Here is a 23,913-nt window from a genome sequence, read left to right as displayed (position 1 = left end):
TTAAAACTAAAGCTTAATTAAAACCTAGTTTTGATTGTTGATCAAGACGAGCGTCGTCACGAATCCGGTAATGCTGGTTACGAGCCCAAGTATTGGCCCGATATCTTGCAATGCTTCGAAGAAGGGACGACGAAGCGGCTCAATGTACACGATGTCATTGGGCTTAACCTCAAGGTTGGCGCGGCGCATACCTTCTATCGTAGTCAAATCAATTACAGACACTTGCGCGCGGTCAAGCGTTCCATCTGGCTCGGGGCGAATGTGCCGAATGTTGAAAGCTTTTCCTCCGCCCCTGAATTGACCGCCTCCCCCACCACCAAAACCGCCGTCAACCCCTCCTACCAAAGCTAGTACCTCCAAGAGGTTCATGTTTTCGTTGAGCATAGGTACTACTGCCCCGCCGGGCGTACCCAGCACAAACACGCGGTTGTTGGTTACACGTGTTTGTACAAATGAACCTTTATAGTATTCGTCATACCGAATGCGCAAAAGGCTATCGGCTTGGCGCACAGTTAGGCCTGCAATGGCAACTCGCCCAACGATAGGCAGCACCACGGCGCCGTCGGGGTATACCAAGTAGTCGGTAGAGGCTGGAGTTCCAGCGCCGCCCTGGCCAATACCTTGTTGCACGCCGCGGCCTTGCGTGGCGGGCAAGCGGTTGAGGCGATTGTTGTTGCCAGTGTTGGCCCCAACCCCGCCACCGGGTGCTCCGAAGCCTAATTCGCCATTTGGATCTATCAGCCGCTCACCTTGGTTGGTGTAAACCCGTACCTCTAAGTAGTTGTTGGGGCGAATACGATATATAGACTCGGCTTGTGACAGGGCCCCCCGTAGCCGAGCTGTATCCGGCTGCGTGCCCCGGCTGGTCCTGAACATGATGTTTTGCTTATAGGCCCGAGATGACGCGCAACTGCCTAAGCAAGCCACCAACAAAAACAGGAAAAACAGACGCAAGGCGGAGTGTAGATGCATGTATTTCGAAAGCCAGCCGACGAGAAACGAAAAATGTCGGCTCTAAAACGTAGCTAAGGGCGGATTATTCCCAAATAAAATTCAAAGAAACCGAATTGAAGTTCCCTTTCAAAACCAGATCCGCAACCCGCAACTTTTAAAGTAGGACAAAAGGCGCCGAGATTCGTACCTTCGCTTGAACCAAACGAGCGTTTGTTTTACAGCCCCACCTCCCCGTCATTCCCACAACAATCACTTTTCCATGGAACTGGTAGCTACTGAAAACCAGACAATGATTGCCCAGATGGTGCGCGACTTCGGCGCTACCCACATCAAGCCGTTTATGCGCGAGTGGGATGAGACGCAGGAGTTTCCCGTTGAGGTATTTCACAAGCTCGGCGAGCTAGGCCTGATGGGCGTATTGGTGCCGCAGGAGTACGGTGGAGCCGGTTTTGGCTACACCGAGTACGTTACGGCAATTGCCGAGTTGTCGAAGATTGACCCGAGCATTGGCTTGTCGATGGCGGCACACAACTCGCTTTGCACGGGCCACATTTTGCAGCACGCCTCGGAGGAGCAAAAGCGTAAGTACCTGCCCAAGCTTGCCTCGGGCGAGTGGATTGGCGCTTGGGGTCTGACCGAGCCCAACACTGGTTCGGACGCCGGCAACATGCGCACCACGGCTGTGCTCGATGGCGACTATTTTGTGCTGAACGGAGCCAAAAATTTTATCACGCACGGCAAAAGCGGCAACGTAGCCGTGGTAATTGCCCGCACCGGCGAGGTAGGCGACTCCCACGGCATGACGGCCTTCATCATTGAGCAAGGCACGCCGGGTTTTGCGGCTGGCCGCAAAGAAGACAAGCTGGGCATGCGCGCTTCCGAAACCACCGAATTGATCTTCACCGATTGCCGTGTTCCTAAGGAAAACGTGATTGGCAAGGTTGGCGACGGATTTGTGCAGGCTCTGAAAGTGCTGGACGGCGGCCGCATCAGCATTGCCGCCCTTTCCCTAGGTATTGCACAAGGCGCTTATGAGGCAGCACTGCAGTACTCCAAGGAGCGTCATCAGTTCAACCAGCCGATCAGCAATTTCCAGGGCATCAGCTTTAAATTGGCCGATATGGCGACGGAAATCGAAGCAGCGTCGTTGCTAACGTACCGCTCGGCCGACATGAAGGACCAAGGCCTGAACGTAAACCGCGAGTCGGCTATGGCCAAGCTGTACGCCTCGGAGGTGTGCGTGCGCGTGTCGAACGAGGCAGTGCAGATTTTTGGCGGCTACGGCTACACCAAAGATTACCCGGCCGAAAAGTTCTACCGCGACTCTAAGCTGTGCACCATCGGCGAGGGTACTTCCGAAATCCAGAAGCTCGTTATTGCCCGTACCATTCTGAAATAGAGGAACCTCGTTGGGGCTTGCATCGTAACGAGTTGGCTGTTACCTTTGCAACCCTCAAACTCTGAAACTCCACGCTTTCTTTTTTTATGCTCATCGTCCAAATCAAGGAAAACGAGTCGGTTGACCGCGCGCTGAAGCGTTTCAAGAAAAAATTCGAGCGCACAGGTGTGCTGAAAGAACTGCGTCGCCGCACGTTTTTCCAGAAGCCGTCGGTGACCAAGCGCAAGCAGCGCGAAAAGGCCGCTTACAAGCTGGCGACCTACGGCACGCAAGACTAGTTTTTGCGCCGTGTTGCCCGGCTAGCCTAGCGTTTAGCTGCTAGCAAGCTCATCAGCGGGCCTGCCCTACCTAGGGCAGGCCCGCTGTTTTTTTTTGTGTTTTGATTATCGTCGGGGTTTTCTACATTGGGCTCTGCCGTTGCCGCTGTTGCGGCTTCCCCTATGGAAGCATTTTTGGATTACCTGCGTTTCGAGCGCCGCTACTCGCCGCACACGGTACTGTCGTACCAAACGGATTTGCGGCAGTTTCAGGATTACTTGCTGCACACTTACGAGGTAACCGATGCGGCCGCGGCCGACCACACCCTGATTCGCTCGTGGATTGTGACGCTGATGGAACAGCAGCGCGACCCACGCACCGTGAACCGAAAAATTGCGTGCCTGCGGTCGTACTACAAGTTTCTGCTGCGTACCGGCAGCATTGGCCGCAACCCGATGCTGCGCATCACGCCGCCGAAAACCAGCAAGAAGCTGCCCGACTTTGTGCCGGAGGAGCCCTTAAATCAGCTGCTCAATTCGTTTCAGTTCGATGACTCCTTTGCGGGCGTACGCGACCAACTGATGCTGGAAATGCTTTACGGCACAGGGATTCGACTTTCGGAGCTGATAGGAATTGGGCACGACGACGTGAGCGTGGCCGCGCGCACCGTGCGCGTTACGGGCAAGGGCAACAAGCAGCGCATAGTGCCGCTGAACCCGTCGCTGATCAATGTCATTGAAAATTATATGGTGCGCAAAACCAACGAGTTTGGAACGGCGGGCAACGCCGCTGCCCCCCTACTCGTTACGGATAAAGGCAAGCCGCTCTACCCGCAGCTGGTTTATCGTACCGTAAAGCACTACCTAGGGCAAATTACCTCGGCGCCCGGGCAGCAGCACCCGCACGTGCTGCGCCACTCGTTTGCCACGCATTTGCTGGGCAAAGGCGCCGACCTCAACGCCATTAAGGAGTTGCTTGGGCACGCCAACCTGGCTGCTACGCAGGTGTATACGCACCTGAGTATCGACAAATTGAAAGCTGTGTTTGAAAAGGCCCACCCAAAGGCCTAATGTTCCTTTGTCTTACCCCAAAACCCCACAACCGATGAAAGTACAGATGCAATCGGTGCATTTTACCGCCGATCAGAATTTGCTCGACTTCATCCAGAAGCGCCTCGATAAGCTCGAAACTTTTTACGACCGCGTTACGGAAGGCGAAGTTATCATGCGCCTGAACAACGACGGTGTTAATAATAAAACGGTCGAAATCAAGCTGTTCGTGCCCGGCACTACGCTCTTCAGCCAAGAGAATGCCGGCAGCTTTGAGGCCGCCGCCGACGCGGCTGCCGAACAACTTAAAAAGCAGCTGATTCGGCACAAAGAAAAGCAGACGGCCCACTAAACCCTTGGTGCCGCAACAACAAAGCGCCCTGCCTCAGCTGAGGTAGGGCGCTTTGTTGTTGCGGCACCAAGGGTTGCCTACAGATTAAAGGCTTGCTTGATCTGGTCGACGTAGTCGAGCTTTTCCCAGGTGAAAGTTTCCACTTCGCGGGTTTCGCCGTTGGGCAGCGTCACACGCTTGGTTTGCGACTCACGGCCCATGTGGCCATAAGCAGCTGTTTCGCCGAAAATGGGGTTCTGGAGGCCAAAACGCTGCACAATGGCGTACGGGCGCATGTCGAACAGCTCCTGCACCTTTTCGCCGATCTGGCCGTCGGTGAGTTGCTGGCCGTTGCTGCCCACGGCTTTGGTGGTGCCGTAGGTGGTCACGTACAAGCCCACGGGCTTGGCCACGCCAATGGCGTAGGCTACCTGCACCAGCACTTGGTCGGCAACGCCGGCAGCCACCAGGTTTTTGGCGATGTGGCGAGCGGCGTAGGCAGCCGAGCGGTCTACTTTCGAGGAATCTTTGCCCGAGAAAGCGCCGCCGCCGTGGGCACCCTTGCCGCCGTAGGTATCCACGATGATTTTGCGGCCGGTAAGGCCCGAGTCGCCGTGGGGGCCGCCGATTACGAACTTGCCCGTGGGGTTGATGTGGTAGGTGATTTCGTCGGTGAAGAGCTGCTGCACTTCGGCGCTGAGCTGGGCTTTCACGCGCGGAATCAGAATGCCCTTCACATCATCGGAGATGCGGCGGAGCATGGTTTCCTCCGAGGCGTCGAAGTCGTCGTGCTGCGTCGAAACCACGATGGTGTCGATGGCCTCGGGCGTGTTGTCGTCGGAGTAGCGGATGGTAACCTGCGACTTGGCGTCGGGGCGCAGGTACGTCATCTGGCGGCCTTCCTTGCGAATAGCCGACAGCTCGCGCAGCAAGCGGTGCGAGAGGTCCAGCGCCAGCGGCATGTAGTTATCGGTTTCGCGCGTGGCGTAGCCGAACATCATGCCTTGGTCGCCGGCACCCTGGTCTTCGGGGTTTTGGCGCTCCACGCCCTGGTTGATGTCGGGCGACTGCTCGTGCAGCGCCGACAAAATGCCGCACGACTCGGCTTCGAACTTGTACTCGGCTTTGGTGTAGCCAATGCGGCGGATAACCTCGCGCGCCACGCCTTGCACATCGACGTAGGCTTTCGATTTTACTTCGCCGGCCACTACTACTAAGCCCGTGGTAACGAGGGTTTCGCAGGCAACTTTAGAGGAAGGATCCTGCCGCAGAAATTCGTCCAGAATGGCGTCGGAAATCTGGTCGGCTACTTTGTCGGGGTGGCCCTCCGACACGGATTCGGAGGTAAACAGATATGGCATTGCGCTGGTGTAGTGCCGGCTACGGTGAAACCTAAACCCGCAGAGAAGCCCCGGCAGAGCAACCCACAGGCGGGCCGCAAAGCTACCGAAAATCGGGAAAGCACATCAGTGGTTGGCTGCGAAAGCTGCCCTAGGTGCCCGGCGCCTGGCTGGCGCACCTAGGGCCAGCGGCCGGGCTCAACCCTACTGCGGAGCTTGCGTTTAGGGCAGCATACCCATTGCTTTTCCTCTCGACTTATGAAAACGCTCCTGATGCGCGCCGCTTTGGCCCTGAGCGCCGCCCTGCCCGCTCTGGCGCAAGCACAAACCAGCTCGCCCTACCAAACCCGCCTCGCCGTGGATGGCCCCGTAATTGGCGGTCTGCTGGTTACAACAGGCGTGGCTTTTAGCCAAGGCCGCAAAGACAAAGGCCTGACCGAGCAGGAGGTGTACGCCCTGCGCCGCGAGGACGTGAACCGCTTCGACCGGTTTGCGGCCGGCAACTACGACCTTACAGCCAAAAAAATCAGCGACTACCCGTTCTACGGCTCGTTTGCGGCGCCTTTGGTGCTGGCCCTGGCCGACGGCGACGTGCGCTCCAACGCCGGGCAGGTGGGCGTGCTGTACCTCGAAACGCTGGCGGTAACGGGGGCGCTGTTTACGGTGGCTACGGCTGCGGTGCCGCGCAGCCGCCCGCTGGCTTATAGCACCAACCCCGAGCTGAGCGTGCGCCAGCGCGGCAACAACAACGCCACCAACTCGTTTTTTGCGGGCCACACGGCCGCCACGGCTACCAATACGTTTTTCGTAGCCAAGGTATTTCACGACTTTCACCCCGAGTCGGCGGCACGCCCGTTCGTTTGGACGGCGGCTGCGGCCATACCCGCCGCCGTGGGCTACATGCGCCTGAAAGCCGGCAAGCACTTTTTGTCCGACAACCTGGTGGGCTACGCCGTGGGCGCGGCCTCGGGCATACTGGTGCCACAACTGCACAAAAAAAGCCGCGGCGGCGTATCGGTGGTGCCCGTGCAAGGCCTGAACGCGAACGGCTATTCCTACGGCGGGCTGTTGCTGACCAAGCGCCTGTAGGCTGCTTGGGTTGCTAGGCTAGCCCCGGTTTGGCCAAGGCCAGGCCGGGGCTTTTTTGCGCGCTGCCCTAGGTAGATATGCCCCTAACACCCTTGGCACTGATTGGAGCAACCAACGACCAGTAGAGCGCGCAACCCTCCGATTGCGTACCTCAGTGCAATTCTTTACCCGTTCGCCGCCGCTACGGCCTCGGCTTCTGCAATCCGTTCGCGGTCCGACGGCCTAGCCTGCTTTGTTGCCCAAGCCAGCGTTGCAAACCCCGTGCGGTACGCTTGCCCCCGCGCCCGTCTTGCTGCCACCAACCACCGGCCGCAGGTATCGGCTGCGTGGCTCTTAGTGCCCGTGCGGGCAGTGGGTACCTAGGGCGGCTGCGCAAACGGGCTTGTAGTAACCTCCTGATGGGCTAGCTTTGCTTGAATCTCCTGTTATCAATACCTTTTTGCATGACGCTTTTTATTCGTATCGGCCTGCTTGTTACGCTCTCCCTAGGTGCATCGGCGGCTTCGGCGCAAACGTTTCAGCCAGGTTACCTCGTATCCAGCCAAGGCGATACGCTCCGCGGAGAAATTGAAAATTACTTCTGGGAAGAAGCTCCCACCGAAATTCGTTTTCGGCCAACGGCCACCGGTGCTGTAACCGAGTACAAAGCCGAGCAGCTGCAGCTATTCCGCTTCGACAATGGGGCCTACTATCGCGCCGCTCTGCTGCCCATCGACCGCCAAGCCGAAACGCGCCCCGACCTGTACAAGGTGGGCCTCGTAACCAAGCAGCAGCCTGCCCGGCTGCTGGCCGAGGTGCTGCTCGAGGGCGAAGCCTCGCTGCTGCGCGTGGTGCTAAACACCACGCCGCATTACTTCGTGAGCCGCCCCAACCGCGAGTACCTCGAGCTAGTGGCCCGCGGCTACTTGCAGGAGCGCGACGGCGCCCAGCACCGCACGGTGTTCAACAACTACCAGGGCTTGCTGCGCATCTATTTCATCGACTGCCAGCCCATTCAGCAGCTATTGCCCAACGCCAAGTTCACGCCCGAGGGCTTGGCCAAGGTGGTGCAAACATACAATCAGCAGTGTAGCGCGCAACCCCAAGCAAGCACCAAGCTGTACCAACAGCCCGCCACGGCTCAAAAGCGCGTAAGCACGCGCCTGGGTTTGGTGGCGGGCGCCGTATTCAGCAGCTACCGCGTGCAGGATGCCTCGCCGGCCACGAAATCGGGCGGCGCGCTCGAACAGCCGCTGCTGCCCGGCGCGCAGCTCGATGGCCGCTTTCATCCGCTGGGCGGCGTGTACGCCGACATTTTGCAGCCCGGCCGGCGCAAGGCACTACACTTTGAACTGACCGCCAGCAGCTTTGGCCGCAGCAAACCGCAGGTTATTGCCCCCGGCAGCCGCCCGACAATGAACCCCGTGCCCAATGCCACCGTTGACTTTGGCGGCCTGATGGCCACGGCCCGCGCTGGCTTCCGGGTATTTGGCAACCCAAGCCAGTTGCAACCCTTCGGCGGCGTGGGCGTGGGCCTGAACGTGAACCTGAGTAGCCGCTCTACCCTGCGCTACGGCGACGGGCAGGCCCGCACCGCAGCCGAAGGCGTTCGGGTAGCCGGCGAAAGCGGCTTTGATCAGCCCTGGCAGCAGTTGTTGCCGTACTTCGAGGCAGGTGTGCGGCACGGCCGGGCCTCTTTGGCGCTGGAGGGCCGCTTGCACCTAGGCATTGGCCGGGCCAGCTTTGCCGACAACATGATTGTGCGCGAGGTGTACCGCGACCAACGCGGCAACATCACCGGCTACGGCGGCGCGGCTTACGACACCAAGCTGATGAGCGCGGCCCTTACCTTCGGCTGGAGCCTGGGCAAGCTGCAAGAGTAAGCCCGCTCTTTGATCACGCACCAGCAAAAAGCCCGACGGAAACATCCGTCGGGCTTTTTGCTGGTTGCTGAACCTGCCAAGCGCGTTGGCCGCCCGGCACTTTCTTACTTGCCGCTGCTGCCCACCGCACCGCCCGCTGCGGCGGTGCTGGGCTGGTTGCGCAGCGTAGTTTCGAACAGTTTCAGGATGCGCTTGTACTCGTCGGTCCACGACGAAGGCTCCACGAAACCGTGGTCCTCCACGGGGTACACGGCCAGCTCCCAGTTGTCTTTGCCCAGTTCGATCAAGCGCTGCGTGAGGCGCACAATGTCCTGGAAGTGCACGTTGGTATCCACCATGCCGTGGCACATCAGCAGGTTGCCCTTCAGCCCTTCGGCGAAATTGATGGGCGACGACCTAGCGTAGGCCACGGAGTCGTTGTAGGGCTCGTTGAGGATGTTGTCGGTGTAGCCGTGGTTGTAGTGGGCCCAGTCGGTAACGGAGCGCAGGGCGGCACCCGACTTGAACACCTCGGGCTGCGTAAACATGGCCATTAGCGTGATGAAGCCGCCGTAAGAGCCGCCGTATATGCCGATGCGTTGCGGATCGACGTTGTATTTATCTACCAGCAGCTTGGCGCCATCCACGTGGTCCGACAAATCCTTGCCCCCCATGTAGCGGTAGATGCCCGTGCGCCAGTCGCGGCCGTAGCCGGCCGAGCCGCGGTAATCCACATCGAGCACGGTGTAGCCGCGGTCGGCGAGCAGGTTATGGAACATGTACTCGCGGAAGTACTGGCTCCACCACTTGTGCGCGTTTTGCAAGTAGCCAGCGCCGTGCACGAAGATGACGGCCGGGCGCGTAGGATCTTGCTGCGCCGGGCGGTACAGGCGAGCGTGCACCAAAGCACCGTCTTGAGCTTTAAAGGTTACCACCTCCGGTTCGCGCCATTTGTAGCTTTCGAACTCCTTGGTGGTGGAATGGGTAAGCTGACGCATTTTGGCGCCGGGCTTGTTGTCCATCACGTACAGCTCCCAGGGCTTGTTGGCGTAGCTGTAGCGCACGGCCAGGGTTTTCTCATCGGGCGAAAGCGCTACCTCGTGGGCACCGCTTTGCGAGGTGATTTGCGTGAGCTGACCGCCCTCGGCGGGCATGCGGTAGAAATGCTGCTCGCCGGGGTGCGGCTTGTTGGCCGTGATGTACCACGTCTTCTTGTCGCGGCTGAGCTTGGCCTGCTGCACCTCAAAGTTGCCGCTGGTCAAAGCCTTCTTCTGGCCCGAAGTCGCATCGGCGGTGTACAGATGCGAGTAGCCGGTTTCTTCGCTTTGGAAATAAATGCGGCGGCCGTCGGGCATCCAGCCTACGTTGCCAGCCTCGTAGCCAATGCCGGGGCCGTTAATCCAGGCTTCGTCGCGCTGGCGGTCGAGCAGGGCAATTTTCTGCGTGGTGGGGTCGAGCGACACAATCCACCGGTCCTTGTTGTCGGTGGAGCGCATCACCAGGAAAGCGCGCTGGCCCGAGTCGTTCCAATACGGGCCGTGGGGCACCACGCGGCGCAGCTCGGTGGCGGGCTTGTCTTTGGTGCTGGCTTTGTCGCCTTCGGCGGGCACGGGGGCTTTTGCCTTTAGGGCGTACTCCTTGCGGTAGGCGGGCTGCTCGTCGAGGCCTTTCAGCTCTTTGTAGCCGAGCACAAAGGTGGTGTCGCGGCCTATGTCGTAAATACCCAGCTCGTAGGCCGTTTGGGGGGCACCCACCTTGTTGCGGGTGTTGATGTCTTCGGTGAAGCCCGAAGCGGTTACAAAGCTGGGTACAATGGCCACCTTATCGTTGGTGGGGGCCTGCACCAGCGAGTACGTTACGTAGCGGCCATCGGGCGAGAGGCGCAGGTTCTCGACGGTTTGGTTGCCTAGGTAAATGGGCTTGGGCCGCAGCTTGGCCAGCGCCTTTTGCAGCCGCTCGCGGGCTTGGCGGTCTTGCTCGCGCTGCTTTATTACCTGAAACAGGGCCAACTGCTGGGCCCGCAGGTACTTCTCCGATTTATCGGCGGACGGCCCAGGCGGCCGCTGCCCGCGCCGAAAATCGGTGCGCTGGGTGGTTTCGCCGGTGGCGGGGTCCCAGGTGAACAGGTTGCCGTTGCGGGTGTAGCTCACGGCGCGGCCTTGCAGGGCAAATTCGGGCTCCACCTCGCGCTCGGCGGTGTTGGTAATGCGCCGCGTGCGGCCCGATTTCAGATCGAGCAAGTAAATGTCGCCGTCCTTTTCGTACACCTTGCGGGTGTGGGTGGCGTCGTAGTCGCCGCGCGCAGCGGGCAGTTGGCGCTGCTCGGCCAGGCTTACCTTGCGCGGCGCTTTGCCATCGGGCGTGGTGTAGTAGAGCGAGTCGCGTCGGGCGCGGTCGGGGTTCCACTGAAAGTAAATGCGCTTGCCGTCTTCGCTCCAGTACTGGGCCGAGGGCAGGCCGCCAAGCCACTGGGCCGGCTCGCGCATAATTTTCTCGACGGAAAGTGGCGCCAGCGGCGCGCCGGCCTGCGGAGCTTGAGCAACGGCTGCCACCGGCCACAAAGCCAGCAGCCGCAGCGCACTATAAAAACGCATAACGATGGTATTCGGGGGAGGAAAAAGGACGAAGCGCAACTTACGCATCGCCAAAGACAAGCCCTAGGTGCCGCCGTTGCAACCTGCTTGCGGCAGCTACTGCACTTTGGCACCTAGGCGCGCCTGAACTCACCGGGCTAGGTCGTCGAGGCCGCGGCCCGTTTCCCAGGCTTGCAGCTCGGCGGCGAGGTTGCGCCGGGCGGCCGCCTCGCGTTGCTGCTGCGCGTAGCGGGTGCGGTAGAGCTGCGGCGCCTCGAGCAAGTGGCGCAACACGTTGGCCCGGCCGTGCCGGTACAGCAGTTTGGGCACCAAGCGGTACTCCCGCCGTACTTGCCGGGCATACGCGGCGTACTGCGCGGGCTCGGCACCTAGCACCCACAGGTCAGCATCGAGCAACAAGGCCGTGTCGGAGCCGTCGTTGGGTTCGGTGCGGGCGTGGTGCTGCGTGCGCCGGATGAGGTAATCGAGGCGGACGAGCTGCTCGGCCGCAAGGCCGCTGCCTTGCAGGTGCTGCAACGCTGCTTCGGCGCTGCGGGCTTCGTTGTCGTGGCGCAGCGGGTCGTACACGGCATCGTGAAACCACACGGCTAGCTCCAGCACTGCCGGGTCGAGCGGCTTTTCGGGGTGGGCATCGAGCACCGCAAACATGGTGGCCAGGTGCGGCAAGGCGTGGTAGTGCCGCGCCGGGCCCGCGTAGGCACCTAGCACATACTGCCAAGAAGCCTCGCTGGCCGCGGCGGGCAACAGCGGAGCTACCGTTTGTTGCCAGCGTGCGGCCAACGAGGCTGCTACGGGTTGGTCAGGAATTGTCACCTAGGGCTAAAAGTTGAGCGGCGGGTGCTTTTCGTCGAACTCAGTGGCGTCCTGATAAGCCTTGGCCAGCGCGAGCAGCTTGGCCTCTTGGTACAACTGCCCCGTGAAGGTGATGGTGCTCGGCAGCCCGCCCGGGCGGAAACCATTGGGCACCACCACGGCCGGGTGACCGGTAAGGTTGGTGATAACCAAGTTGCTGCTGAACGAAGGCGCCACGTACCCGTCGAGGTCTTTGATGCGGGCGTCGAGCTCTTCAATCAGCAAGCGGCGGGCGCGCTGGGCCTGGATGTACTCCACGGCGGGCACAAAGCGCGAAGCCCGGAACAAGTTGGGCCAAGCGTTGCGGTCTTGCTTCACCATGGAGGCGTCGCGGCCCGAGCGGGTGAGGTCGTCGAAGGCGGCGGCACCCTCGGCCGTGAGCAAGAAGGTCATGTCGCCGGCGGGCAGCTTGGGCAGCTCCAGCTCCACTAGCTGCACGCCCAGCTTGCGCAGGGTTTCCAGCACGGCTTGGTCGTTGGCTTTGGTGGGGTACGTGCGGTCGAAATCGGCCTTTACGTAGCCAATCCGCAGCTTCTTCAGGTCGGTATCGAAGGCGTAGCGGAAGGGCCACACGTTGCTCGGAACCGTGAGGGTGGCCGGGTCGCGCCCATCCACGCCATCCAAGGCAGCGAATACCAAGGCGCAGTCTTCGGCCGAGCGGGTGATGGGCCCGGCTTTGTCCATCGACCAACTCAGGGCCATGGCGCCGGCGCGGCTTACGCGGCCGTAAGTGGGCCGCAGGCCGGTGGTACCGCAGGCCGTGCTGGGGCTAACGATGGAACCTAGGGTTTCGGTACCGATGGCGTAGGGCACCAAGCCCGCGGCCACCGCCGAGGCCGAGCCCGCCGACGAGCCGCTGCTGCCCTTGCTGATGTCCCAAGGGCTGCGCGTCATGCCGCCGTACCACACGTCGCCCATGGCCAGCTCGCCTAGGGTAAACTTGGCCACCAGCACCCCGCCGGCATCGCGCAGGCGCGTTACCACAGCGGCATCCTCGTCGAGCATCTGGTCTTTGTAAGGCATCGAGCCCCAGGTGGTTTTGTACCCTTTGGTGCTGAACAAGTCCTTCACGCCGAACGGCACGCCGTGCAGCGGACCGCGGTACTTGCCGCGCCGGATTTCATCGTCGGCCTGGCGGGCTTGCTGCAAGGCCAGCTCCTCGGTAAGCGAGGTGATGCAGAGCAGCTTGGGGTCGTACTTTTTCAGGCGCGCCAGGAAGAATTTGGTCAGTTCTTCGGAGCTGATTTGCTTGTTGCGCAGCAGCTCGCCCAGTTGGCGCACCGTGTAAAAGGCGAGGTCGTCGCGGTTGGCGGGCAGCGTTACTTTGCCCATTTTGGGCAGCTTGCCGGGGTTGGGACGCATTTTCTCGATGCCGGTGGGGCGCAGGCGCAGGGGCACCGGGTCGAACACGGTGGTGGGCGCTACGCCATTGCCGATCGGGAGCTTGCGCAGGGCTTCGTAGCTGTTGCGCGAGTCGGTGGCTTCGCGGCGGGCCGAATCGAGCTGAGCATCCGAAAATTGCAGGCCCATAAGCTCCTGCGCGGCGCGCAGCATGGGTACCGTAATAGGGCTAGGTGCGTCGGCGGTGCGCATGGTAAGGGCACCGGCCACAAAGCACACGGCGCCGCCGAGCAACGAAGGGAAAAGTTTTTTCATGGTGGGGAAAGTAGAAGCCGTGTATCGCGGCTCCGACGGGAAATATCAGCAATCCGAAGCGGCTGTAAAACCGTTAAGCATGTAAGCCTGCTGTTTGCTGCCGTAGCTCATCCCTAAACCCCTGCTTATGAAACGTTTCGCCGCATGTTTTTTGCTGCTTGTATTGGGCGCCAACTGCACACCTAGGAGTGCCAACGCGCAGCCCAGCAGCTACCAGGTGGGCAACACCACCGTAAGCGTCTCCACGCTCAGCACCGGCCTCGACACGCCGTGGGAGCTGCTTTGGGGGCCCGATAATTTCTTGTGGATGACGGAGCGCGGCGGCCGCGTAAGCCGCGTCGACCCGGCTACCGGCACCGTAACGCCGCTGCTCACCATTGCCGACGTAACCGAAACCGGCGAAAGCGGCTTGTTGGGCTTGGCCGTGGTGCCGGGCAGCGCAAGCAACCAATACAGCGTGTTTGTGGTGTACAACTATACCGAAGGCGGGCAGCTGAAGGAAAAGCTCGTGCGGTACCAGTACACCGTTGGCACCACTACACTGAGCAACCCGCAGGTGCTGCTGGGCAACATACCGGCCCAAACCACGCACAGCGGCTCGCGCCTGCTTTTGCTGCCCGACAATACCCTGCTAATGACCACCGGCGACGCGCAGGACCTGCCCTCGGCGCAAAACCGCAGCAGCCTCACGGGCAAAATCCTGCGCCTGAACCTCGATGGCACGCCGCCTGCCGACAACCCCGTGCCCGGCTCGTTGGTGTATACCCTAGGTCACCGCAACCCGCAGGGGCTGGTGCGGGCGCCGGGCACCGGCAAGCTCTACAGCTCGGAGCACGGCCCCAACAACGACGACGAAGTGAACCTCATCGAAGCCAACCGCAACTACGGCTGGCCCAACGTGGAGGGTGCCTGCGACCTGGCTGCCGAACAAACTTTTTGCCAGGCCAACAACGTGCGCGAACCGCTTTTTGCCTGGACGCCCACCCTAGGTGTTTCGGGCCTGGCGTACTACGACCACCCCGCCATACCCGAGTGGCGCAACAACCTGCTGCTGCTTAGCCTGAAGGCGGGCACTTTCTCTGCTTTGCCCCTATCAGCCAACGGCGAGCAAGTAGCGCGTGAAAACCGGTTGTGGACGGGCAACTACGGCCGCCTGCGTGCCATTTGCGTGTCGCCGCAGGGACGCGTGTACGCGGCTACCTCCAACCGCGACGGCCGCAGCAACCCCGCCCCCACCGACGACCGCATTCTGGTGCTCGAAAACCGTGCTTTCACGCCCACCTCAACCACCCGGCCGGCAGCCCTAAACCTAACGCTTTACCCAAACCCGGCGCCGGCCGGCTCGGCTGCCACTGTGCAATTGCCAACGCTGCGCGCCAGTGCTACGGCCTTGCTTACCGACGTGCGCGGGCGGCAAGTATGGCAGGGCCAGTTGGCCTCGGGTTCGTCGCAGCTTATTCTGCCGCCCACAGCACCTGGCCTCTACCTGCTGCACTTGCGCACGCCCGATGGCGCCGAGCTACGCGGGCGCATTATGCGCCCCTGAGCAGAGGCACGAGCGGCCCCAAATTGTGCGTAACTTTCGGTTGCGCTGTTTGTCAGCGGCTGCTCCCTTGCCTGCCTATTGCTCATGAAGCATCGTTTACCCGTTTACTTTTTCTGGCTTACCGCGTGCTGTTTGTTGTTGCTGAGCGCACCTAGGGCGTGGGCTACGCACGCGCAAGGCGGCGAACTTACCTACGAGGCCATTGGCCCGCCTGGCTCCAACCGCTACCGCGTAACGTGCCGGTTTTTCCGCGATTGTTCGGGCAACGAGGCCAACCCCGAGCTTACCCTGAACTGCCGCGTGGGCAGCCCGGCTACTTCCTGCAACACCGTTGATGTACGCAACTTTTCGGCTACGCTATTGCGCGGCCCCCTCACGGCCGGCAGCCCTTGGTGCGCCAACGTGCCGGGCGGGCCTACGCAGTGCTTGGTAAACGGCCTCACCAACTACGAAACCGCGCGCTACACCGCCGAAATTACGCTGCCGCCCGCGCCCGAATGGACGCTAAGCGTGGAAATAAGCAACCGCCCTTCGCTGGCCAACATTCCCAGCTATACCGACCTGCGCTACGAAGCCACCCTCAACAACCTGCTGCCGCTGCCGGGCGGGCCGCTGGCCATCAGCAACACCTCGCCGCAGTACCAGGATCAGGACATTCCGGTGCCGTTTGTGTGCGTAGGGCAGCGTACCCAGATTACGTTTTCAACCATCGAGCCCGACGGCGACTCGCTGGTGTACTCGCTGGATCGGCCGCTGCAGGGCTGCAATCAGTTTACCACTTACGAGTCGTACAGCCCGCTGGGCGGACTAATCCTAGACCCCAGCAACTCGCCCACCACCCCCTGCGTGGTAACCATACCCGGCGGCACGGCGGTGTACTCGCCCACCTTCCCTATCGGCTCCTACACGTTTGGGGGTAGCTGCCCGGTGCGCACGGCCACGCCGTTCTTTGCCTTCAACGCGCAGGCCGGCAACTTCACCTTCACGCCCGCCTTCTACTTCCCCGGGCCCAGCTCCGACGGCCGCAACAAGTACGCCGTGGTGGGCAAGGTTACGGAGTACCGCCGGGTGGGCGGGCGCTACTACAAAGTGGGCTCGGTACGGCGCGATATGCTGGTGGTCGTCATCGACTGCGGCGGCAATCAAGTGCCCAACGCACCTAGGGCGGTGCCGATGGTGCGCGAGGCCAACCAAGTGGTTACCAACACCGACTCGACCATTGTGGTGGCGCAAACCTGCGAGTACACCGAGCTCGACATCAACTTTCGCGACCCAAACCCGGCCGACCAGCTGACGGTAACGTTTGCCGAGCCTACGCAGCCAGCCTACGCCGCCCTGTACCGCGACCCCAGCAACATAACTGCCCGGCCGTTTACGCTGCAGGGCAATGGCACCAACGCCCCCGTGGGCAAGCTGCGCCTGCGCCCCGACATTAGCCTGGCGGGCCGCACCTTCCGTATTCCGGTGCGCATCGAAGACGACGCCTGCCCCGTGCGGGCCGTCCAAAACCGCATAATTGTGGTGCAGGTAGCCCGGCGCAGCTTTGCCGATGTGGTAGTAGCCGGCACCAATCCGCCCAAAGGCAGCCGCTTCCGCCGCGATACGCTCGTTGCCCGCCGCGACGAAATAAGCCTAACCGCCCGCCCGAACCGGCCGCTTACGGTAAACAACATACCGGTAGGCTATACTTACAGCTGGCGGGCCAGCACCCCAGCGGGCACCAGCGGCCTAGGTGCCGGGCCGGTAAACAGCGCGAGCATCCGGGTTCGGCCCGGCACCACCACGCGTTACTCCGTAACGGTTACGCCCACCGAGCTAAGCCAAGGCTGCGCCGATACGGCTTCGTTTGTGGTGCGTGTGGTGCCGCAAGTGCCCAACGCATTTACGCCCAACGGCGACGGCGTCAACGATGTGTTTGTCATCAAGGACCCCGCGCTGCCAGCGCAACGACTCGAAATATTTAACCGCTGGGGCCGCAAGGTGGCGGAGTGGGCCGATTACCAAAACAACTGGGACGGTGCCGGCCACGATGCGGGTGTGTACTATTACCAAATCACGCTCGGCAACGGCACCCGCCGCAAAGGCTGGGTGGAGCTGATGCGCTAAGCGCCGCGCCCATTTGCAAGAGAGGAAGAACGGTCATGTCGAGCATGTTGCGCATAGAGCAAGGAATCGAGACATCTCGCGTGCTGACGGCAGATAGCAACCGATTGTCGACTGTCATCCTGAGCCCAAGCGAAGGACCTTTTCACGTTGGACCTCACCCCCGGCCCCTCTCCACAAGAGAGGGGGCAGTTAGTATCAGGCGTAAGCACGAAAGATGCCCGACAAGCTTGGCATGACAAGAACCTAGGGAAAATCGTGCTGGCGTGAGAAGGTCCTTCGCTTAGGCTCAGGATGACAATATTATCTAGCGAGATGGCGCAACATACTCGACATGACGGGCGGGCGAAGCGCCGGAAGGGCAGCCCTAGGTGACCTAGGCGGTTGTGGGTTCGTCGAGTTGGTGGCGCTCGTTTTTCACCACGTTGTCGAGCGTCCAGGGTACAAGGCGGGTGAAGGCGTGTTGGCGCACCGGGCAATCAGGCATGGAGCAGTGCGGGCAAGCGCTAAAGGTGCAGGGGTCGGCGTGCACAAACATTTCCACCTCTACGTCAAAGCGGCTCCGGATCAGCTCCTCGATGCGCGAAACCTCGGCGTGGGCTTCCTCAAGGCTGAAATAGTACGGAATGGTAATGTGGCAATCGATGTGCAGGTTGGCGCCGTAGCGCACAATGCGCAGGTTATGCACATCAATCCAGGGCGGCTGACGGTGCTGCTGCAGCTCGGCAATTACGCGCTCCACCGTGGCCACGTCCGATTCGTCCATTAGCCCCGATACCGAGCGGCGCAGCATGCGGTAGCCGTTCACCACGATTACCACGCCCAGGATCAGCGCCGCTACCGTATCGAAGATGACCAGCCCGGTAAAGTACACCAGCCCTAGGGCCGCGCACGACACGAGCGTACTTACGGCATCGAGGTACAGGTGCTGCCCATCGCCCACCAGCGCCGGCGAATGTAGCTTGTGGCCCTGCCGCACCAGCACAAAGCCCGTGAGCAGGTTGGCCACGGCCGTGCCGCCCAGCAGCAGCACGCCCCAATCGAGTTGCTGCACCGTGTGCGGATGCAGCAAGGCCTGTATGGCGCTGGAAAAAATATACACCCCGGCACCCAGGATCAGCGCCCCCTCAAAACCCACCGACAGGTACTCCACCTTGCCGTGGCCGTAAGGGTGATTTTCGTCTTTGGGCAGGCCCGAAAGGTAAATGCTGTAGAGGGCAAAACCGCTCGTAAATACGTTAATAATGGATTCGAGCGCGTCGGTGAGGGCAGCCTGCGAGTGCGTAAGTGCCCAAGCATAAAACTTGGTAACCACTAGCACCACGCTCACCACCAAGGAAAGCAGGCCGAAGCGGTTGCGTTTGGATGCAAACATGCGAAGCAACTGTAGGGGGCAATAGAAGCGTAAACATCCGACCTAAACGGATGCGTGCCGTAAGCCGACGAAACTTTTTGGCGCGCAAACGGTATTTAAGGGGGCTTAAAAAATATTTTAGGCTAACCTAAAATTTAGCGTCCTTTGCCCCGACATCTCCTATCGACTTGATGCTTACTGCCAATACCCCTACCCCACCCGTTGCTCCGCTAGCCGCCGCGCCCGCGCCCGAAGCCGCCGACCCGGGCTGGCGCCGCCCGCGGCACGCGCCTTCGCTGGGCGAGGTGTACGCCTCTATTCGGGTGCCGGGCCGCAACGCTTCGTTTTGGCGCAAGCTGATGGCGTTTTGGGGCCCGGGACTGATGGTGGCCGTGGGCTACATGGACCCCGGCAACTGGGCCACCGACATTGCCGGCGGCTCGCGCTACGGCTACACGCTGCTGTCGGTAATCCTGATTTCGAACCTGTTTGCCATGTTGCTGCAGCACCTGGCGGCCAAGCTCGGCATTGTAACCGGCCGCGACCTGGCCCAGGCCTGCCGCGACCATTACTCCAAGCCGGTGGCCATGGCCCTGTGGCTGCTGTGCGAAATTGCCATTGCCGCCTGCGACTTGGCCGAGGTAATCGGCTCGGCCATTGCCCTGAACCTGCTGTTCGGCATTCCCCTCACGCTGGGCGTACTCATTACGATTCTCGACGTGCTGGTGGTACTGTACTTCCAAAACCGGGGTTTCCGCATTCTGGAAGTGCTGGTAGCAGGCCTCATTTTCATCATTTTCGGCTGCTTTGCCTACGAAGTATTTGTTTCGCGGCCCGATTGGGCAGCTTTGGCGGCCGGCCTGGTACCCAAAACCGAAATCGTGACGAACCCGGCCATGCTCTACGTGGCCATTGGCATTCTGGGGGCCACCGTAATGCCCCACAACCTGTACCTGCACTCCAGCATTGTGCAAACGCGCGCCTTCGAGCGCGACGAAGAAGGCAAACGCTCGGCCATCAAATTCGCTACCATCGATTCGTCGGTGGCCTTGTTTATGGCCTTCTTCGTGAATGCCGCCATTCTGGTGCTGGCCGCCGCGGCCTTTCACCGCAACGGGCTGTTTCAGGTGGCTGATATTCACGACGCGCACAAGCTGCTGGCCCCGGTGCTGGGCGCGGGCGCGGCCAGCGTGGTGTTTGCCGTAGCGCTGCTGGCTTCGGGCCAAAACTCGACCCTTACGGGCACTTTGGCCGGCCAAATCGTGATGGAAGGCTTCCTCAACCTGAAGCTAAAGCCCTGGTTGCGCCGCCTCATTACGCGCCTGATTGCTGTGGTACCGGCCTTTGTGGTAACGCTGCTGTACGGCGAAAAAGGCACCGGCGAGTTGCTGGTACTCAGCCAAGTAATCCTGTCGCTGCAACTAAGCTTTGCCGTGGTACCGCTGGTGCTATTTACCGGCGACAAGCTGAAGATGGGTCCCTTTGCCAACAAGCCCTGGGTGAAGGTGGTAGCGTGGTCGGTATCGGCCATCATCATTGCCCTCAACGCATACCTGCTGTACGAAACGTTCTTCGGCTAAACCCCTCAAACGGAGCCAGCCCACCTAGGGCAGCTCCGTTTTTTTGCGCCCGATGCGGGTTTTAGACTCGCCTAAATAACAAACGCCGTCGCTCCTAAATACGCTATGAAACAGCTGTTACTTATTCTGGTACTCCTAAGCACATCCCTGGGTGCAACGTGGGCCCAAACGGCCACGCTGCGCGGCCAGGTGCGCGCGGGTGGGCAGCCGGTGCCTTTTGCTACCGTGGCCCTCAAAGGCACTACCCTAGGCACCACCGCCTCCGAAACCGGCACCTACACCCTAAAGCAAGTACCAGCCGGCACCTACCAACTAGTGGCCTCGGCCGTGGGCTACAAACCCGCCGAGCGCACCATTACCGTGCCGCCAGGCGCCGCGCTCGAGCACAACCTGCTGCTGGCCGGCGTGGCTAACGAGTTGCAGGATGTGGTAATCAGCGGCACGCTGGGCGAGGTGGTGAAAAGCGAATCGCCGGTACCGGTGGAGATATTCACGCCCAAGTTCTTCCAGAAAAACCCTTCGCCTAGCTTGTTCGAAAACCTGACGCTGGTGAACGGCGTGCGCCCGCAGCTGAATTGCAGCGTGTGCGCCACCGGCGACATCCACATTCACGGGCTGGAAGGCGCGTACACCATGGTGCTTATCGATGGCATGCCCATTGTGTCGGCCTTGAGCACGGTGTACGGGCTGAGCGGCATCCCCAACAGCATGGTGGAGCGCATTGAGGTGGTGAAGGGCCCGGCCTCCACGCTCTACGGCTCCGAGGCCCTAGGTGGCCTCATCAACGTAATTACCAAAGACCCGCAGAAGGCTTCGCGCCTTTCGGTGGATGGCTTTGCCACCTCGCACGGCGAAACCAACCTCGATTTGGGCACCACCCTGCGCGCCGGCAAGGCTACCTCGCTGCTCACCGGCAACGTGTTTCACTTCGACCAGCGCCGCGACGTGAACCGCGACGGGTTCACGGACATTCCGACGCAGAAGCGCGCCTCGGTATTTAACAAGTGGAGCTTTGCGCGGCCCGAAAACCAAGTAGCCTCGCTGGCCGGCCGCTACTACTACGAAGACCGGTTTGGCGGGCAGCTGCCGTGGCGCAACGAGTTTCGGGGCACCGACAGCATTTACGGCGAGAGCATTTACACCAACCGCTACGAGCTGCTGGGGCAATACCAGCTGCCCGTACGGGGGCAAAAAATGATGCTGAGCGGCTCCTACAACCGCCACCGCCAAAACTCCGTGTACGGCACCACGCTTTACAAAGCCACCCAGCACGTAGCGTTTGGCCAGCTGACGTGGACGCGGGCCCTCAGCATTCGGCACAACTTGCTGCTGGGCGCGGCCTACCGCTACACTTGGTACGACGACAACACCCCCGCCACCGAGCAAGCCACCAACAACCTAGTGCGCAACCAGCCCGACGTGGTGCAACTGCCCGGCGTGTTTGCGCAAGACGAATGGCGCCTCACCGAACACGCTACGCTGCTCGCGGGCCTGCGCCTCGATTACAACTCGCGGCACGGCGCCATTTTGTCGCCGCGGGTTAACTATAAGTGGGGCACCGACGACGGCAGCCGCGTGCTGCGCCTGGGCGTGGGCAACGGCTTTCGGGTGGTGAATTTGTTTACCGAAGACCACGCCGCCCTTACCGGGGCCCGCACCGTGGTGGTAGAGGAGCAGCTGCGGCCCGAACGCTCCTGGAACACCACCCTCAACTACACGCACCAGTTGCGCACGGCCACCGGCTCGCTCACCTTCGACGGCAGCTTGTTCTGGACGTACTTCACGAACAAAATCACGCCCGATTACGATACCGACCCCAACCAGATTGTGTACCGCAACCTGCGCGGGTTTGCCGTATCGCGTGGGGCTAGCCTAAACGCCGACCTGGCCCTAGGTACGCAGGTGAAAATTATGGCCGGCATCACGGCCTTGGATGTGTACCGCCGCGAGCAGCGCACCCCCGACGGGCCCACCGAGTACATCAAGCAGCTGCACACCCCGGCGCTGTCGGGCACCTACGCGGCCTCGTACACGGCCGAGCGCTGGGGCCTTACAATCGACTACACCGGCCAGGTAAACGGCCCCATGCAGCTGCCCGTGCAACCCAACGACTACCGCCCCAGCCGCTCGCCGTGGTACTCGCTGCAAAACCTGCAGGCCACCAAGCGGCTTGGCAAAGGGCTGGAGGTGTACGGCGGCGTGAAGAACCTGCTGAACTTCTTGCCGCGCCACGTGCTGCTGCGCTCCTTCGACCCCTTCGATAAGTACGTGGAGCAGGACAACCCCAACGGCTACACCTTCGACACCGAGTACAACTACGCCCCGGTGCAGGGCCGCCGCGTATTTCTGGGGATGCGCTACGCACTATAAATACCGACTTGCGCCCTATTTGCGCCCTAGCTGCACCGGCGCGTTACCCGGTTTGCAAGCAGAAGCGTATGCGGGGGCAAAACCCCTTCATTCCTTCCCTCAACCATGTACCGCATTATTTGCCTGCTGGCCGCTTTGGCTTGGTGCACCTCGGCGCACGCCCAAGCCAGCGGCCCCGCATCGTCGCCGTACGACTCGGCCCGATTTCACTTGTTTAAACCCGTGCCGCGCAACCAACTGCGCGAGCTGCGCCCCGACCGCCCCGGCGTAACGGAAAGCCCCTTTACCGTGGATGCCGGCCACCTGCAGGTAGAAACCGACATACTGCGCCTGATAAACCGCCGCGACGACGACAAGCGCGAACGGCAATGGAAAGCGGCCTACGTAACGGCCAAGCTGGGCCTGTGGCGCCGCACCGATGTGCAGCTGGAAGCACCGCTTTACACCGTGCTAAAGGAGCGCATGGCCGACGAGCCCACGTGGCGCAGCAACCGCGGCTTTGGCGACCTTTCGGTGCGCTTGAAGCACAACTTTATCGGCGACGACCAAGAGGGTCCGGTGGCCGTGGCGGTGGTAGGCTTTGTGCGCCTGCCCACCGGCGGCGCGGCCGGCAGCGGCGGCGTAGAGGGCGGCGTGGTGCTGCCCGTCGATTGGCACATTGGCCAGAAGTGGAACCTTGAAACCCAGCTGATTGCCGACGTTAACTACGACCGCGACGCCGCCGAGCACTTTTTGCGCGTGATGCCCTCGGTGGCCGTCGACTACGAAGTGAACGACAAACTCTCGCTGCTGCTCGAGGGCGTGACGAAGTGGGACGCGCAGCACTCGGGCTGGCGCAGCTCCATCAACGTGGCGCCCATCATCAACTTCACCGACAACCTGCAATTCGATTTCGGCGGGCACTTTGCCCTGAACCGCGAAATGGACCGCGAGTTTTTTGTGGGCTTTACGGTGCGGCGCTAGCCCCGAGGCCCTAGGTGCCGATACATAAAAGCGGCCGGACCACCTAGGGTAGTCCGGCCGCTTTGGTTTGCAGGCAGGGTTGCTTAGTGGCGCATTTCGCCGGCGTCGGTGAGCAGGGTACCGGTGCGGCTGTGGCCGTGCGCGGCTTTCCAGTCGGTAACCAACCACGAAAGCACAAAGGCAATGCCCGAGCCGATAAACAAGTTACGGGCGGCCGGTTCGGTATCGGAGAAGCCGAAAATGAACGGCAACGCAATGAACACCAGACCGCTCACCAGCTCCATGGCCCCGTGCAGCGGAAACGGAATAACGCGCATCCAGCCGAGCGGATAGTCGGTGAGCAGCGCAACCAGCAGGTAGCCAACCCCCAACGTATAGAACGCCGTGGAGTACGGGTGCTGCAAATCGAACAGCAGCGGAGCCATGATGAAGAACATGGAAACTATGTAGTCGAGCACGCCGTGGGCGGAAGGTGACAGAATTTTCATGGTTGGTCGGATATAATTAAAGATGGGACCTTGCAATCTGCCTATTCTTACGCCCTGACAACCAAATGGATATTGCTCAGCTTGCTTTTCTAGGTGTTCTGGCCGGTCGGCGTGGCAGCAGTGCACAGCTGAAAGACGTAATAATT

18 protein-coding genes are annotated in these 23,913 nt (G+C 61.1%); 11 read left to right on the top strand and 7 right to left on the bottom strand.

The window, feature by feature from the left end:
- Window positions 1–24 precede the first annotated feature (24 nt).
- Window positions 25–954, bottom strand: coding sequence for a polysaccharide biosynthesis/export family protein (locus D3Y59_RS15800; RefSeq protein WP_240410402.1), 930 nt, complete (start codon window positions 952–954; stop codon window positions 25–27).
- Between the two features lie 259 nt (window positions 955–1,213).
- On the opposite strand from D3Y59_RS15800, the gene D3Y59_RS15795 reads away from it, so the two are divergent.
- The 4 genes from D3Y59_RS15795 to hpf all read left to right on the top strand — a co-directional run bounded on the left by D3Y59_RS15795 (window position 1,214) and on the right by hpf (window position 4,012).
- A complete protein-coding gene (locus D3Y59_RS15795; protein WP_119445926.1) occupies window positions 1,214–2,353 on the top strand; it encodes an acyl-CoA dehydrogenase in 1,140 nt (379 codons plus the stop codon).
- A gap of 86 nt (window positions 2,354–2,439) precedes the next feature.
- Window positions 2,440–2,631 carry a 30S ribosomal protein S21 gene (gene rpsU / locus D3Y59_RS15790; protein ID WP_059072097.1) on the top strand — a complete coding sequence of 64 codons (192 nt, stop codon included), beginning with the start codon at window positions 2,440–2,442 and terminating at the stop codon, window positions 2,629–2,631.
- Window positions 2,632–2,793: 162 nt separating this feature from the next.
- On the top strand, window positions 2,794–3,681 hold the full coding sequence (locus D3Y59_RS15785) for a tyrosine-type recombinase/integrase (RefSeq protein WP_119445925.1): 888 nt from the start codon (window positions 2,794–2,796) through the stop codon (window positions 3,679–3,681).
- Window positions 3,682–3,715: 34 nt separating this feature from the next.
- Window positions 3,716–4,012: a ribosome hibernation-promoting factor, HPF/YfiA family gene (hpf, locus tag D3Y59_RS15780; RefSeq protein ID WP_119445924.1), complete on the top strand. Its 297-nt coding sequence runs from the start codon at window positions 3,716–3,718 to the stop codon at window positions 4,010–4,012.
- A gap of 77 nt (window positions 4,013–4,089) precedes the next feature.
- Here the strand turns inward: hpf and metK are convergent, their stop codons facing one another.
- Window positions 4,090–5,352, bottom strand: coding sequence for a methionine adenosyltransferase (metK, locus tag D3Y59_RS15775; RefSeq protein WP_119445923.1), 1,263 nt, complete (start codon window positions 5,350–5,352; stop codon window positions 4,090–4,092).
- Between the two features lie 237 nt (window positions 5,353–5,589).
- On the opposite strand from metK, the gene D3Y59_RS15770 reads away from it, so the two are divergent.
- Both D3Y59_RS15770 and D3Y59_RS15765 read left to right on the top strand, forming a co-directional pair.
- Window positions 5,590–6,420, top strand: a complete 831-nt coding sequence (locus tag D3Y59_RS15770) for a phosphatase PAP2 family protein (protein WP_240410401.1) — start codon at window positions 5,590–5,592, stop codon at window positions 6,418–6,420.
- 443 nt (window positions 6,421–6,863) lie between these two features.
- Window positions 6,864–8,282: a hypothetical protein gene (locus tag D3Y59_RS15765; RefSeq protein ID WP_119445922.1), complete on the top strand. Its 1,419-nt coding sequence runs from the start codon at window positions 6,864–6,866 to the stop codon at window positions 8,280–8,282.
- Between the two features lie 104 nt (window positions 8,283–8,386).
- Here the strand turns inward: D3Y59_RS15765 and D3Y59_RS15760 are convergent, their stop codons facing one another.
- From D3Y59_RS15760 to D3Y59_RS15750, 3 genes are all read right to left on the bottom strand, one after another.
- Entirely contained in the window at window positions 8,387–10,855 is a 2,469-nt protein-coding gene (locus tag D3Y59_RS15760) for a prolyl oligopeptidase family serine peptidase (RefSeq protein ID WP_119445921.1), read from the bottom strand.
- A gap of 129 nt (window positions 10,856–10,984) precedes the next feature.
- Complete coding sequence (locus tag D3Y59_RS15755; RefSeq protein ID WP_119445920.1) at window positions 10,985–11,668, bottom strand: HD domain-containing protein; 684 nt, start codon at window positions 11,666–11,668, stop codon at window positions 10,985–10,987.
- A 6-nt stretch (window positions 11,669–11,674) separates the two neighbouring features.
- Window positions 11,675–13,363, bottom strand: a complete 1,689-nt coding sequence (locus tag D3Y59_RS15750) for an amidase (protein WP_119445919.1) — start codon at window positions 13,361–13,363, stop codon at window positions 11,675–11,677.
- A gap of 127 nt (window positions 13,364–13,490) precedes the next feature.
- Here D3Y59_RS15750 and D3Y59_RS15745 point away from each other — a divergent pair, with 127 nt between their 5' ends.
- Complete coding sequence (locus D3Y59_RS15745) at window positions 13,491–14,909, top strand: PQQ-dependent sugar dehydrogenase (protein ID WP_119445918.1); 1,419 nt, start codon at window positions 13,491–13,493, stop codon at window positions 14,907–14,909.
- A gap of 84 nt (window positions 14,910–14,993) precedes the next feature.
- Complete coding sequence (locus D3Y59_RS15740; protein WP_119445917.1) at window positions 14,994–17,015, top strand: gliding motility-associated C-terminal domain-containing protein; 2,022 nt, start codon at window positions 14,994–14,996, stop codon at window positions 17,013–17,015.
- A 373-nt stretch (window positions 17,016–17,388) separates the two neighbouring features.
- Here D3Y59_RS15740 and D3Y59_RS15735 read toward each other — a convergent pair whose 3' ends face one another.
- The gene (locus D3Y59_RS15735; RefSeq protein ID WP_119445916.1) at window positions 17,389–18,387 is read right to left on the bottom strand and encodes a cation diffusion facilitator family transporter; all 999 of its coding nucleotides are present in this window, start codon (window positions 18,385–18,387) and stop codon (window positions 17,389–17,391) included.
- Between the two features lie 170 nt (window positions 18,388–18,557).
- Here D3Y59_RS15735 and D3Y59_RS15730 point away from each other — a divergent pair, with 170 nt between their 5' ends.
- The 3 genes from D3Y59_RS15730 (at window position 18,558) to D3Y59_RS15720 (ending at window position 23,279) form a co-directional block, all read left to right on the top strand.
- Complete coding sequence (locus tag D3Y59_RS15730) at window positions 18,558–19,946, top strand: Nramp family divalent metal transporter (RefSeq protein ID WP_119445915.1); 1,389 nt, start codon at window positions 18,558–18,560, stop codon at window positions 19,944–19,946.
- A 105-nt stretch (window positions 19,947–20,051) separates the two neighbouring features.
- Window positions 20,052–22,316: a TonB-dependent receptor gene (locus D3Y59_RS15725; protein ID WP_119445914.1), complete on the top strand. Its 2,265-nt coding sequence runs from the start codon at window positions 20,052–20,054 to the stop codon at window positions 22,314–22,316.
- A gap of 105 nt (window positions 22,317–22,421) precedes the next feature.
- Entirely contained in the window at window positions 22,422–23,279 is an 858-nt protein-coding gene (locus D3Y59_RS15720; protein WP_119445913.1) for a transporter, read from the top strand.
- A gap of 83 nt (window positions 23,280–23,362) precedes the next feature.
- Here the strand turns inward: D3Y59_RS15720 and D3Y59_RS15715 are convergent, their stop codons facing one another.
- Window positions 23,363–23,767 carry an SPW repeat domain-containing protein gene (locus D3Y59_RS15715; RefSeq protein ID WP_119445912.1) on the bottom strand — a complete coding sequence of 135 codons (405 nt, stop codon included), beginning with the start codon at window positions 23,765–23,767 and terminating at the stop codon, window positions 23,363–23,365.
- Window positions 23,768–23,913 lie beyond the last annotated feature (146 nt).

It is taken from the genome of Hymenobacter oligotrophus (genome assembly GCF_003574965.1).
Taxonomy (GTDB): Bacteria; Bacteroidota; Bacteroidia; order Cytophagales; family Hymenobacteraceae; genus Solirubrum; species Solirubrum oligotrophum.
This window is presented reverse-complemented; position numbering and strand designations above follow the sequence as displayed.